Annotated in this window: 13 protein-coding genes; 7 read left to right on the top strand and 6 right to left on the bottom strand. The window is 54.0% G+C overall.

The genetic code is table 11. The annotated features are described in order from the left end of the window. The first annotated feature begins 4 nt into the window (after positions 1 to 4). The 3 genes from A9753_RS05760 to A9753_RS05750 are packed head-to-tail and all read left to right on the top strand — an operon-like array spanning position 5 to position 1,643. On the top strand, positions 5 to 433 hold the full coding sequence (locus tag A9753_RS05760) for a DUF3499 domain-containing protein (protein ID WP_067781682.1): 429 nt from the start codon (positions 5 to 7) through the stop codon (positions 431 to 433). Next, the gene (locus A9753_RS05755; RefSeq protein ID WP_067781679.1) at positions 430 to 657 is read left to right on the top strand and encodes a hypothetical protein; all 228 of its coding nucleotides are present in this window, start codon (positions 430 to 432) and stop codon (positions 655 to 657) included. Before A9753_RS05760 ends, A9753_RS05755 begins: the two co-directional genes overlap by 4 nt. Before the next feature lie 32 nt (positions 658 to 689). Further along, the gene (locus A9753_RS05750) at positions 690 to 1,643 is read left to right on the top strand and encodes a cation diffusion facilitator family transporter (RefSeq protein ID WP_067781676.1); all 954 of its coding nucleotides are present in this window, start codon (positions 690 to 692) and stop codon (positions 1,641 to 1,643) included. Here A9753_RS05750 and A9753_RS05745 read toward each other — a convergent pair. Further along, positions 1,629 to 2,399: an RDD family protein gene (locus tag A9753_RS05745; protein ID WP_245637381.1), complete on the bottom strand. Its 771-nt coding sequence runs from the start codon at positions 2,397 to 2,399 to the stop codon at positions 1,629 to 1,631. The two genes, A9753_RS05750 and A9753_RS05745, sit on opposite strands and share 15 nt — an antisense overlap. Before the next feature lie 51 nt (positions 2,400 to 2,450). On the opposite strand from A9753_RS05745, the gene A9753_RS05740 reads away from it, so the two are divergent. Next, positions 2,451 to 3,443, top strand: a complete 993-nt coding sequence (locus A9753_RS05740) for a stage II sporulation protein M (RefSeq protein ID WP_067781668.1) — start codon at positions 2,451 to 2,453, stop codon at positions 3,441 to 3,443. 108 nt (positions 3,444 to 3,551) lie between these two features. On the opposite strand, the gene A9753_RS05735 is transcribed toward A9753_RS05740, so the two are convergent. The 5 genes from A9753_RS05735 to A9753_RS05715 are packed head-to-tail and all read right to left on the bottom strand — an operon-like array spanning position 3,552 to position 8,974. Further along, positions 3,552 to 4,847, bottom strand: a complete 1,296-nt coding sequence (locus tag A9753_RS05735; RefSeq protein WP_067781665.1) for a DUF58 domain-containing protein — start codon at positions 4,845 to 4,847, stop codon at positions 3,552 to 3,554. Between the two features lie 6 nt (positions 4,848 to 4,853). Beyond that, positions 4,854 to 5,984 carry an AAA family ATPase gene (locus A9753_RS05730; RefSeq protein ID WP_083090343.1) on the bottom strand — a complete coding sequence of 377 codons (1,131 nt, stop codon included), beginning with the start codon at positions 5,982 to 5,984 and terminating at the stop codon, positions 4,854 to 4,856. Beyond that, positions 5,981 to 7,141, bottom strand: a complete 1,161-nt coding sequence (locus tag A9753_RS05725; protein WP_067781662.1) for a DUF4350 domain-containing protein — start codon at positions 7,139 to 7,141, stop codon at positions 5,981 to 5,983. Before A9753_RS05725 ends, A9753_RS05730 begins: the two co-directional genes overlap by 4 nt. Further along, positions 7,138 to 7,779 carry a DUF4129 domain-containing protein gene (locus A9753_RS05720; RefSeq protein WP_067781659.1) on the bottom strand — a complete coding sequence of 214 codons (642 nt, stop codon included), beginning with the start codon at positions 7,777 to 7,779 and terminating at the stop codon, positions 7,138 to 7,140. The genes A9753_RS05725 and A9753_RS05720 overlap by 4 nt, the downstream gene beginning before the upstream one ends. Positions 7,780 to 7,795: 16 nt before the next feature. Further along, on the bottom strand, positions 7,796 to 8,974 hold the full coding sequence (locus tag A9753_RS05715) for a hypothetical protein (RefSeq protein ID WP_067781655.1): 1,179 nt from the start codon (positions 8,972 to 8,974) through the stop codon (positions 7,796 to 7,798). A gap of 140 nt (positions 8,975 to 9,114) precedes the next feature. On the opposite strand from A9753_RS05715, the gene mtrA reads away from it, so the two are divergent. The 3 genes from mtrA to A9753_RS05700 are packed head-to-tail and all read left to right on the top strand — an operon-like array spanning position 9,115 to position 13,395. Then, entirely contained in the window at positions 9,115 to 9,810 is a 696-nt protein-coding gene (mtrA, locus tag A9753_RS05710) for an MtrAB system response regulator MtrA (protein ID WP_067781652.1), read from the top strand. Next, positions 9,807 to 11,609, top strand: a complete 1,803-nt coding sequence (gene mtrB, locus A9753_RS05705; RefSeq protein ID WP_067781649.1) for an MtrAB system histidine kinase MtrB — start codon at positions 9,807 to 9,809, stop codon at positions 11,607 to 11,609. Before mtrA ends, mtrB begins: the two co-directional genes overlap by 4 nt. Continuing rightward, on the top strand, positions 11,599 to 13,395 hold the full coding sequence (locus A9753_RS05700) for an LpqB family beta-propeller domain-containing protein (protein WP_067781647.1): 1,797 nt from the start codon (positions 11,599 to 11,601) through the stop codon (positions 13,393 to 13,395). Before mtrB ends, A9753_RS05700 begins: the two co-directional genes overlap by 11 nt. The last annotated feature ends 108 nt before the right edge of the window (positions 13,396 to 13,503 follow it).

The following is a 13,503-nucleotide window of genomic DNA, read 5'->3' as shown; positions in this document are numbered from 1 at the left end:
ACCAATGCGCTCGCGATACTCTCACCATGTGAACTCAGGACGAATTTGCCGCAGACCCGGCTGTGAACGCCCCGCAGTAGCCACATTGACCAGTGTCTACGCGGACTCCACTATTGTGCTCGGTCCGCTGGCGACTCAGCCTCAGCCCGAGGCTTACGACCTGTGCGAACACCACGTGGAAAACTTCACCGCACCCCGCGGTTGGCAAGTTATTCGCCTCGTCACCGAATTCGAGTCCGCGCCCCCGTCCGACGACGATTTGGTTGCGTTAGCTGAAGCTGTTAAGGAGGCATCACGTTCACCTCACCCACGCATGCAAGGCCGCAGTACAACCCGCATGGAGTCATCACCCTTGACCCAACCACTCGGCGCTGACGGCGAGATCGCTCGGCGAGGGCACCTGCGTGTTCTTAGGGGAGAAAAAGACTCGTGAACGCAACTCCTGACCATCTGCAGAACCCAGCATCTCTTCCTGAAGCCTGGGTCCAGGCGCTTTTGCGATGCCCACGAACCTCCCACCCTCTTACTCCAGCCACCGCACCTGATGGTTCAACTGTTTTACTCAACGTCATCGACGGATGGATGTATCCCGTAGTTCACGGAGTCCCCCTGTTGCTGCCCAACAGCGGAATACACCTTGACGACACTAATGACTAACGTTTTATTCGCCCACCAAAGGACTCATCACTGTGTCAGACGGACATAGCCACGAGGGAAGCGCCGCGATTCTCGCCGCCCTTGGAGCCAACATAGGTATCGCACTAACAAAAGCACTCGCCTGGATGCTCACCGGATCATCATCCATGCTTGCTGAAGCAGTTCACTCCATGGCTGACAGTGGAAATCAGGTGTTGCTTTTAGTAGGAAAAAAGCGCTCCCAGAGGCAGGCTGATGATGAGCATCAGTTCGGTTATGGTCGAGCGCGCTATGTTGCAGCGTTTATCGTCTCGATCGTCCTGTTCGTTTTGGGTGGTCTTTTTGCCCTTTACGAATCATGGGAAAAGTTCCACCATCCAGAAGCGATCACCTCCTGGCAATGGGTTCCCTTAGCAGTTTTAGGTGTATCCATTGCTCTAGAAAGTTTCTCACTACACACGGCATTAAAAGAAGCAGCACAGGCTCGCGGAAATAGTTCCCTGTTTACCTATATTCGTACCTCACGCTCGCCTGAGGTCCCTCTTCTCCTGCTTGAGGACATGGGAGCTCTCTTCGGCCTCATTTTGGCGATGGGCGGTGTGGTGATGACACTGGTGAGCGCAGATGGACGTTGGGATGCTCTGGGAAGTGGAGCAATCGGTGTCTTGTTGGTGATTATTGCTCTGTTTCTCGCCACGGAAATGTCCTCATTACTGCTTGGTGAATCTGCCACCCCTGAAGTTCAGCGTGACCTGGAATCAGCAATCGAGGGAGATGGACTTCAGCGTCTTATCTACATGAAGACAGTTCATACCGGCCCGCAAACGATTGTGGTGGCCGCGAAAATCGCAGTGGATAGGCAAAGCACCGGCGAAACAATCGCTCGCGCTATTAATCGTGCAGAAGAACGTATGCGTCAGGCAGTACCGCAGTTCAATTTGGTGATTTTCATTGAGCCTGACCTTGACCATGATGGCGTAGAGGCCAGTCATTTAGTAAGCAAATGAGGGATTCTCATTTAATACGTACTCCCGGTCTCGACGCTCAGCGAGAATTGCGGCAATGACCCGTTCAGGATGAGCTTGCGGTGGCGGGGGAGGAGAGACTTTCGAGACGAGTTCTTGGGCAAGGTCTATCCCTTGACGGTGGCGTGACATGGGGTCCATGGTCCGTGCTCGAGCGAGGAAACCACGAGCCGCCAGAGTTAATGAGCCATCAATTGGGACAATATTGGCGTGGCGAACCCATGCTTCAAGTTCAGGTGGCATGAGAACAGGCAATGGCTGTTGAGCCCACATGCGTTCGTTCACCACATAGGTGCCTGCAAGATAATCGCCTAAACGCTGACCGCGTCGTGAAATGACTGAGACCAAAACGGCAACCATACCTGACGTGAGCCAGACTTCAACAAAAGCCACCATGATGCGAACGAAAGAGTGACGAAGGCGAATCGGACCCCCATCGTGGCGTACAACACGAGTACCCATCACAATCTTTCCCAATGAGCGGCCTGCGGTAAAAACCTCAATGCTCATCGGGATGACCACTATCCACAACAACATGATTAGTGCGATAGAAGTCATCATTTGCGCCGGAGAAAGAATGATTCGATCGAAGAGAGACACCATGGTGATCAGGGTGAGAAGAAGCATGACCCCGAAGAACACATAGTCAATCAACCCGGACAATACACGGGTACCGACCGTTGAAGGCATCGCATCGAGCGCAACGGCTTCACCGGTCACCACAAGATCGCGTGTCATCCTTCTCTCGGATGATGCTGTGTGCGTAGTCACCATGACAGAATACAGGGTGTGGACCTTGACGCATTCGTTACAGCGCGCCGACCTGTATGGGATCGGCTTGATCAACTCGTTGCTCAACGTAGCCTATTAGGGGCAGAAGCAGACGAGTTGATCTCGCTATACCGTCAAACCGCGCATGATATGTCCCGGGTCAGTGCGAATTGTCCGGATCCTGCAGTGCTCCATGAATTGTCTATTCGTTTAATGCACGCACGTGGGCGAATTAGTGGAACGAAAAAAACTCACTTCAGTGAAGTCAAACGATTCTTCACTACCGTTCTTCCGATTAGCTTGTACCGAGTACGGTGGATGAGCCTGTGGGTCACGATTGTCAGCCTTCTTGTAGCCCTCATCGTTGGCGTATGGACATATCGTTCACCCGAAGCAATGGCCCAGTTAGGTACACCCAAGCGCCTCCAAACCTTGGCTGAGCAAGACTTTGCTTCCTACTACTCTACTTACGCTCCATATGATTTTGCTGCACAGGTCTGGACGAACAACGCGCGCATTGCCGCCATACTAGTGGCCAGTGGCATCACTGGTTACTTTCCCGTGCAAATTCTGTGGCAAAACTCTGTTCACCTCGGACAAATGGGAGCCATACTCGCTGACCATGATTTGCTTGGAACCTTCTTCCTCTATATCGCACCACATGGCTTGATTGAATTGAGTTGTGTGTTCATCGCGGGTGGTGCTGGGCTCCACCTCCTGTGGTCATTCCTGGTTCCTGGAAGGCGCCCCAGGATCCAGGCGCTTGCCGAAGAAGGCCGTATCGTTCTTAGCGTCGTGGTCGCATTGACAACCGGATTATTTGTTGCAGGTTTACTCGAAGGGTTTATTACCCCTTCATCGTTGCCATGGGCACTGAAGATTCTCATTGGTGCTTTGGCATGCATCGGTTTGTGGTGGACGATGTGGGTTGTGGGCGCACAGCGCGCTCATGAGGGCCAGAGTGCCGATCTGGAAGAAGTAGACGCTGGTTACAGCGGCATCTACGTCTAGTTTTCTTCCTGAATGCCTGATCGCGTTAGAACCTGAGAGGCATGAAAACTGACGGCGCACGTCGCAGATGAAACGTGCTTGACAAGTGAAGCGAGAAGAACGAACAGGCTATAGTTTTCCGGCTGCTTTTAACTCGAGATACCGATCCGCTACGGCAGGAGGCAGTGCAGTGGGGGATGCCTGGACTACCGATACTCCCAACTGAGTTAAGACACTCGCAGCCTGGTACACATCGCTACGCATATGCTCAGCCGCTGCAGCGACATAAGTATCCTTGGGGTCATCGCGGTGACGAATTGCTTCATCCAATGCGGGATCTTGAGCATGGGCAACGACCACGGTGTGCTGCTGCGCCAAGGTGCCAATAATTTTGCGCATCCGAGAATCAAGGGTTGCTGATTCGATGGTCGTCAACACCACGATTAAGCCATGATGTGTGAGACTGCGTTGCGCCAGCGACCACACTAACGACCAGTCCATTTCAATAAGGCGAGCATCAACTGGGGCGAATTCGCTAGCAATGTGATGCAGCAAATCATCACCCGCCACACCGTGTGTTCGGGCACGAACTTCACGATCGCAGCCCACCACATCAACATGATCTCCAGCATGAGAAGCCAAAGCTGCCAAGAGCAATGCCGACTCAATGAACGAATCAAGACGAGGTTCATCGCCCAATCGAACAGCACTCAGGCGCGCGGTATCAACAATCACCAGAACACGACGGTCACGCTCAGGGCGCCATGTACGCAGAACAACCTCTCCCCGCCGTGCAGTAGAACGCCAGTCAATCGACCGTACATCATCACCAATGACGTAGGGGCGAAGCGAATCAAACTCTGTTCCCTGCCCGTGCATCATCACAGCAGCGCGACCTTCAATTTCACGCAACTGCACTAGTCGAGACGGCAAATGGCGGCGTGAATGGAATGGGGGAAGAACACGGACCGTACAGGGGATATCGCGGTTCCACTGCCTACCAGCGAAACCGAGGGGCCCTAGGACCCGCAGGGTGAGCGGGGCAGCTTGACGATCGCCACGCCGCGTAGGGATGAGCGTGTGAGTGAGGGTGACATGTCCTTGTTTCTCCAAGAACAACGACATGGTCTTATTTTCAGCGCCTGCACTCGGAGGCCAGGCGTCTTTGAGGTGCGCATGAACGGGGCGAGAGGCAGTATTGAGCACGTCAATCTCAACGTCGACACTCTGTCCTAAACGAATCGTTCCAGGAACGCGGCGTTCAATGTGAAGCACATCCGGTTTAGGGGACAAGAACATGTCCAGGACACAAATAAAGCCAATAAGAAATCCCACCCAGCCCGCTAGCCACCATGGGCTAGGAACAACGATGGCAAGAGGCACACTCAGCGCTGTAACAAAAACAGTACGTCGCGTAATAAACATGGTGGTTTAACGAGGCACAGGAACGGTGCGAAGAACGGATTCGATCACGCTTGAGGGCGTGACACCTTCCATCCGAGATTCGGCACGCACTTGAATACGATGGCGTAAAGTCGGTAAAGCCAAGGCTTGAACATCATCCGGGGTAACGAATGTTCGCCCAGACAACCATGCCCATGCGCGAGATGTAGCAAGCAGCGCTGTGGCACCACGGGGGCTTACACCTAGCGACAGTGACGGGTTCGTCCGAGTGGCTTGCACCAGATCCACGATATAGCCCACGACATCACGAGAGATTTCTACACGGCGGACCTGCTCACGAGCGACATGAAGATCCTCAATACTCATGACCGGGCCAACGCCTGCCCCCTCAAGATCGCTGGGAGAAAATCCCTGAGCATGACGAGCAACGATTTCAATTTCTTGTGCTCGCTCAGGTAGAGGCAGAACAAGTTTGACCATGAAACGGTCCAACTGTGCCTCAGGAAGGACATAGGTGCCTTCGTACTCCACAGGGTTTTGCGTAGCGATCACCATAAAAGGATCTGGGAGAGCACGCGGAGTACCATCTACGCTGACTTGGCGTTCTTCCATTGCTTCAAGCAAAGCTGACTGAGTTTTTGGAGGCGTGCGGTTAATTTCATCCGCGAGCAAGATATTGGTGAAAACCGGGCCCGGACGGAAAGAGAACTCGGCGCTACGAGAATCGTAAATGAGTGAACCTGTGACGTCACCAGGCATAAGATCAGGGGTGAACTGAATACGTTTGGAATCCACATCCATTGCTTTTGCCAAAGTGCGGACCATCAAGGTCTTCGCCAGACCCGGAACACCCTCAAGCAATACATGGCCACCCGCGAGCATGGCGACAACCAGTCCAGTGACTGCAGCGTCCTGGCCAACAACCACTTTAGCGACCTCTGCACGAACCTTTGCTAAAGAATCACGTACCTGTGTGTTTTCCGGAAAATCCTGAGATCCTAAAGCGCCAGTCGTGGGCCAAGGACCATCGAAACGCCTCAGCTGCTCAGGATTGAGAAGCGGTGCCTGTGCAGCAGAACCGACCGGCTCATGATGAGGGATTGATACCTGTGAGGCATCTTCAGGCATTTGACCATAGTTCTGGAATGGAGTTGTCATAGCGGATGAACCTCACTTTCGATGGTGTCGAGCTGCTGGGCGAGATCGACAAGACCACGATCGGTCGTTGGGGCAGGGCCGAAGAATAAGGAGTGGACCTCATGGGGATGACGATGCGTACGAGAAGAAATCAGCATGACGACGTCATCATTACTTAGTGACGACGATGAACTCAGTTGCTTAGTCATACGATGAAGTGAACCTGAACGCAGGTACTGCGCAGCATGGACATGGTCATGAGAGTGTTCGTAGAGACGACCCAAACCAATCGTCGTCTCAATAGATTTCACCTCAACAGGAAGCGGCTCTCTAACTAACGGCCCAAAACGCCGGCCGAGTGCAAAAGCCAACACGATAACCGTCAAGAGGAAAGCGAAGAGCATACGAGGAAGGAAAGGCGGCACACTAACGGAGTTCCACACGCTAGTGGGGGGAGGAGTGGCCGCATCGAACCACTTGACTTTGGGACGCTCACCCAAAGCATTAATGAGCAAGGCAGCGTTGCCCGATTCAGCAAGATGAGAGTTCAGGGCTATGTCACCATCTGCGATGAAGGTCAACTCCCGACCTTCATTCGTCACTACATGAGCCACAGAGAAAGATGAAGAGTTTTGCGAAGTGGACAAGGGAAAGCACGCATCAATCGTTGTCCCATCAGGTAAGGCCCAATGTCCATCATGAAAAACAGCGTCCTTGCTGAGTGTGAGTGAGGTCAGAGAACCTGCAAGTGACTCCGCGCGAATCCCAGGAGCCCACTGACATTGAGCAGTGAGAAGTTGCTCAGACGGGGCACTTGTGCCAGAAGCGGACAATGCATCAGTAACATCCGAGAGGTTAGCCCACTGCGTACCTAAAAACACTACATGCTGAGCGTGGGAAAGATGCTTAATCTGCTTTTCATCAAGGCTGGCTGACTGCACTACGACAACAGTGACATCATCACCGGCAGTATCGAGATCATCGAATGATGATAGTGCCGATACCTCAATATCAGAGTCTTTTAACAGCTCAGACAAGGCCATTGTTCCGTTGGCATGGCGATTGAATGGTGAATACGCAACCCTCGAATCAGGCTGATGAAGCATGACGACTATGCCCATGGCAAGAAGAAAGACCATGAGCACAATCCAAAAACTCCGTGACTTTAATGCCTTCATGCCTTCACCTCACTAGGGGAAGACAAGACAGTCACCACATGTTCTGTCAGACGGGTCATTTGCTGCTCATCGTTTTCTGATGCCGTAATTTGTCCATAACGAACTGAATCAAACAGATGCGCTGCGTCAATGATCTCTCCGCGGAGATCAGGGAGAAATTGAGCGATCCGCTGGGCCGCATCGCAAGCAGTTAGACCCGGATAGACACGAATGATTCGCCGTTCATCACATGAACGCACCATCCAGCGGAAACGCTCCACGAGGGCCAAATCAAACATTCCTTCGCGTAGCGCCTGCTGCGCAGACTCAAGCAAATCATCTGACGACGACTCTGAGGTAAAGACTTCGGAACTATCCTGTGCGTACTGGCGCCTGCGGCGTCGGAAACGCACAAGAAGCCACACCACGATGACAGCGATAGCAATGACCACAACCCACGCAAAAACCGTATAAATCCATCGGGTAGAGCCAATTCCGCCCATGTGGCCGGTGAGAAGTTCCTGCAGCCACATGAAAAAACGCTCCAGTAGCGAGGGACCGTCAGTATAAATGCCGCGGGAGAGTTCCTCCTCTGCCTGGCGACGAGCTTCGTCAGCATCAGGCGTAGGAGGAGCAAATTCCGTGAATAGCGTCAGCACAGACCACATCATTAAGTCACAACTCAGCAGCAGCCTGACGCAAATTAGCGTCAAATCCTTCACGACGCATACGTAAGTTGACGTAAATCAGTGCAACTGTTGCTGCAGCGAAGGGGATCGTAATAGCGCTGATCAGGTTGGTCAGAAATGTCTCGATCACAATCAATAGGGTCGTGTGTTCAGGACTAAACATCATACCGAGGGCTAAAGCACCACCGACAAGACCGCCCATAATGCCGCTCAAGGTTCCCACAATCAGCATAGTGATGACCTGAACGCCGAAGATATGCCAGAACGATCCCTTGCTCAGCGCCCATGAACGCTTTAAGGAAGCAAAGACACTGAGATTTTCAAGAACCAACGCGGCAGGAGAAACGCTCCAGCGCACGTAGAGGAAAATCGCAACAATGATCCAGGCGACAGTCCAGGCAATGCCGATCAAAACAAGCGCAACAATGATGCCAGTCGACGGGTGATCCATTGATACGCCAGTGAAAATCAGTCCAATGACTCCGGCAAAAATCGCGGCAGAGATGAGAAAATACACCGCGTTCATCAAAATGGCCAGACCAATAATTGCCCAGATACGAGGCTTGGTGCGCTCCCATACCTGAGAGGTGGTAGCAATACGACCAAGGACGGCGCGAGAGACTGCCACGATCAGCAAACCTGTGATGATTGCTGTGGCCAATGCGCCCAGTAAGGAACTCGAAATAGATGAGATATTGCTTGTTAACGACACCTGGGTTGAGGCAAGCAAATCCTCATCACTCGCTGTGCCATCAAAGAGGGAGACCAGAGAAGGCATTTGTCTCAAAACGATCCAGGACAGTAACGCGCTAATCGAGGCAATGATTGTCATCGTCACCAACGACATGAGGAACATTGTCTTAGGATTAACACGAAGGGCTTGGAATGCGCCGTCAATGATTTCAAAAACGCCCAGAGGACGAAGCGGAATGATGCCTGGTTTTGGCGCATAGGAGAAAGACACAGGCTGTTGCTGACCAGGCATGGGAACAGTCTGTTCCGGAGAGACATAACCCTGTGCAGGCTGATCAAAACCACCAGGATCAGAGGAAACAGAGGGATTGGGCTGGGAGACTTGCGAGCCTGAAGGCTGGGAACCGTAGGCGCCAAAACGCGGTGTGGAGAATTCGGAATCGTTTGTTGGCGGAACCCACGAATCACTCATTGATGTATCCCTTCGATGGTGGCATCAATCCTTACATGCTCATCCTTTCATGTTCACCGCCGGTAAACCTCCATCTTGAGGATGAAAACTCACGGCATGCCTGGCCCCACCCAGGCGAATAAACGTGCAAAAATACCAACATGACCACCCGTATCCTCGTCGTCGATGATGACATCGCCCTTGCGGAAATGATTGGCATCATGCTTGAGTCCGAAGGCTACACGCCATCGTTCTGTGATGATGGTGCCAAAGCCTTGGATGCGTTCCGAGCCATCCAGCCAGACCTTGTCCTTCTTGACCTTATGCTTCCCGGCATGGATGGCATCGAGGTGTGCAAGCGCATCCGACTCGAATCCGATACACCGGTTATCATGCTGACCGCTCGCTCTGATACCCAAGACGTGGTTGCCGGATTAGAGGTGGGGGCGGATGACTATGTCCCCAAGCCGTTTAAATCTAAGGAACTTCTCGCCCGCGTTCGTACCCGCCTGCGTCGATTACCAGAAGTTAATGCTCCCGTCGCTGCTGAGCATCTTCGGGTGGCGGATATCGACATTGATGTCGCTGGCCACGAGGTTCGCCGCGGTCATCAGATTATTGCCCTCACTCCTCTCGAGTTTGACCTCATGGTCACTCTTGCTCGAGCACCCTGGAAAGTCTTTGGGCGTGAAGAACTTCTTGAGCAGGTTTGGGGATACGATCAGCATTCGGCAGACAACCGTCTTGTTAACGTTCACGTTCAGCGCTTGCGCGCGAAAATCGAAAAAGATCCTGAGCATCCCGAAGTGGTAGTCACTGTTCGCGGTGTGGGATACAGGGCAGGAACAGTAGCGTGATCCGTCTGCTGCCACGGCCATGGCAGCGTGCCATTGATAAACGCATTTCCCACCTGCCAGCAGTCCGTGCTGTACGCCGTAGCCTGGCATTGCGTATGGGGCTAACGGCACTCGCTTTGGGTGTAGTGCTCGTGGTGGGACTGCTCGTTTTTGTTACGGGACGTATTCGTTCTGATGTTTTTAGTGACCGTCTCAATATTGTTCTTGACGACGCTTCCATGCGTGTGGCCACGGCACAAAGTCAATTTGATGCCTCCACCGCCACGACTGCTGACGAAGTAGCCTTCCTGGCTCAAAGCCAACTCACCCAAATGAAATCGTCCTCATCAGGGGCCGGTGGCGTGGGCGTGGTCTTGGTACGTTCCAGCCAGGAAACCTCGCCCACCCTCATTAACGATCTGACTACCTCCACGGCTCTACGTACGCTGATTAGTGCTGACCTAGCGAAAAAAGTTGAGGAAGCAGGACCTGGCCACCAGTACTGGCAGTCCATCGCCGTCCCTACACCTGACGGCGATGACACTCGAGGCCCGGGCATTGTGGTGGGAACGCAAATCATCCTGCCACAAGCAGGGGTTCACGACCTCTACATCTTCTACACACTTCAACCTGAACAGCGCACCCTCGACCTTGCGGCCAGGGCAGTCAGCATTGGCTCCATGGTGGTGCTTGTTCTTCTTGTACTTGGTGTGTGGGGCTTGACGTGGCGAGTTCTCCTCCCCGTTCGCCAAACGTCCCTTGCTGCTCAGCGCGTTGCTAGTGGCCACCTCTCTGAACGCCTCACCGTGCGAGGCGAAGATGAATTGGCCTCACTAGCCATGAGTTTTAACAATATGGCCGCCTCTATCGAGGCTCAAATTGATCGCCTGGCAGAACTCTCACGACTTCAGCAGCGATTCGTCTCCGACGTCTCCCACGAACTGCGGACACCACTGACCACCATCCGATTGGCTGGTGAACAACTCTTCGACGCTCGCGATGACTTTGACGATCCCATCCTCAAACGCAGTGCCGAACTGCTCAGCGAACAAATCGAACGTTTTGACCGCATGCTCTCCGACTTGCTCGAAATGTCCCGCTTTGACGCCGGCGCCGCCAATCTAGCCGTGAGGAACACGGACGTACTCGACGTGCTTAACCATGTGGTGGCGATGGCCGGACCGTTGGCTGCCACCAAAGGCTCAGATATTCGCCTCACCGTTCCTGACTACCCCTGCATGGCAGAAATCGATCCTCGACGCGTTGAACGCATCCTTCGTAACCTTGTGGTCAACGCTCTTGAGCACGGCGAAGGAAACCCCCTAGATATTGAGATGGCAGCCAATAACACTGCCGTCGCTGTACGCGTCCGTGACCACGGCATTGGTATGAGTCCCCAAGTAGCCGAACATGTCTTTGACCGTTTCTACCGTGCAGACCCCGCCCGCGCCCGTACTACCGGTGGCACAGGCCTAGGCCTATCCATCTCTCTAGAAGATGCATCGCTCCACAACGGCACCCTCAATGCCTGGGGCTGGCCAGGAGACGGCGCATCCTTCCTGTTGGTCCTCCCCGTGACGCAATCCGTTCCTATCGACATCCCGCCACTTGACGTCATTCCCGACGATGCACCCCCGTTGGCCAAATTTGCCACCGAACCCGAATTGGCTGATCCCGACGACGCGCCCGCCGTTCCCATGACACCACCCCTGGGTATCCCTGTTCCCGTTCCCGCCACCCGTTGGGCTGACGAAACAGGAAGCGTGCCTGCCGTAGCCTCAACCGCCGACGCCGCCGCGGAGGATGAAGATGACAACTAACCTCACCCGGCGCACCGCCCTCACTACACTGTCTCTAGCCACGTTTACCACCCTGAGCGCATGTGCAGCTCTGCCCACCTCTGGGCCAGTTACTGAGTCTCAACCCGGCCTTTCCGCGCCGGACCCGCTGCTCCAAACAGCAGATGGCCCCGCAGATGGCGCTAGCCCTGAAGAACTCGTCTCTGCATTCCTTTTGGCCTGCGTAGCTGGCTTCTCTGATGACTTTTCCACCGCACGTCAATTCCTCGCAGGCCCCGCACTACACTCCTGGACGCCCGAATCTGCCGTCTATGTGTACGTCGCTAGTTCTACCGTCGACGTCACCCAAGACACTGACGGATCGGTTAGTGTCAGCGCACCGGCAGTGGGCACTGTTGACCATAGTGGCCTACTTACCCTGGCTGAAGAGCCCTCCGATCACGAGGCGCGATTCACGCTCGCCACCAACCCCTCAGGTCAGTGGCGCATCATCGCGTTGCCTGACGGGGTATTCCTTTCTTCGTCGACCTTCACGTCCACTTTCGTCACCCAACGACTGAACTTTCTCACCCCCACACGAACCCGTCTCGTCCCCGATATCCGTTGGTTCCCTCGGCGCAAACTTGCCACCCGCCTCGTCAACGCACTTTTAGCCGGCCCCTCGCCATGGCTTGCCCCCGGTGTGGTCACCGCTATTCCCTCAGGAACTACCCTAGGCGTGGGAGGAATCGAGGTTAACGAGGGAACAGCGCGCGTTGAACTCTCCGCGGACCTGCTTCAATCATCAGACGCCGACCGCCTCCTTGCTGGCGCACAAATTCGTTCCACACTGCTTCAGTTACCCACTGTGCGCGACGTGGATATCGTCGCGGATCAAACACAATTTCCCTCCGACGCTGATTCCCTGGCAGACGATGGTTCAGTATCCCAAGTCAACACATACGTGGGGATCACTCCCGCAGGCATTGTTCAACGCACTCAACCATCTGCTTTTTCTCTGGCCATCAGCGCAGATTCACTCAGTGGACTCAATCCCCGGTGGCCGTTACCGATCCCTCGGGGTGACCAGAGCGCCACACAGTTCGTCCTGTCCACTAATCAGGGATTGATGGCCATTGACTCAGTGACCAACCAACGCACGGTCATCTCACAACAACTCACGCCCATTCCGGCTATCGCAGACGGCTACGGTTGGATATGGAGTGCCAATGACACAGCCCTGCACGCCTACTCTCTTCAAGGCACAGTTAATGCCATCGAATCAGACTGGCTTGAACAAGGCACCATCCTTGCCATGGACCTCTCTGCAGAGTCCACGCGAATGGTCATCCTTCGCCACTTACCTCAGACAGAAAAGCAATCTGCTGACGGCAGCCAGGCAAGTGATGAGGCGAGTGAGAATGAAGCGAGTAACACGGCGTCGGACGAACACGGCCATGAAGTGATTGATGTGGCCGTAGTGATTCGCGATGACAGCGGTATGCCAACTGGACTTGGACCTGCTGTACGTATCGCGCGTGGTGACTTCAGTGCCGTAACGTGGTCTGACGATGTCAACATTGCGGCATTAACCGGAGACCCCCATGACACTCAACTTCGAGTGCGCCTGGCCACCGTTGGTGGTCTAAGTAATACCATCGACGCTCCCGATGACGCAGTCCACATTGCCTCCAACCGTCTCGACGGCGTGCTCGTGGCACAGGATGCCAAAGGTGACCTTCAAGTACGTTCGGGTGCTACATGGCGTCTGACCGTGGATGATGTCACAGACGTTCGCTACCCCCTAGCGGTAATGAAAACCAACTGAATAATCTCCACATCAGGACAACGACACGTTATCTACACCGTGCTTTTGGTAATCTGACAAGTCCAACGGATGTAAGCGCGCGATAAACTATCCCTTACCTGCAGCGGA

Origin of the sequence: Actinomyces vulturis (genome assembly GCF_001687305.1) — a bacterium.
GTDB classification, from domain to species: domain Bacteria; phylum Actinomycetota; class Actinomycetes; order Actinomycetales; family Actinomycetaceae; genus Actinomyces; species Actinomyces vulturis.
The sequence above is the reverse complement of the archived record's forward strand: the minus strand, read 5'-3'. Positions and strand labels throughout refer to the sequence as shown.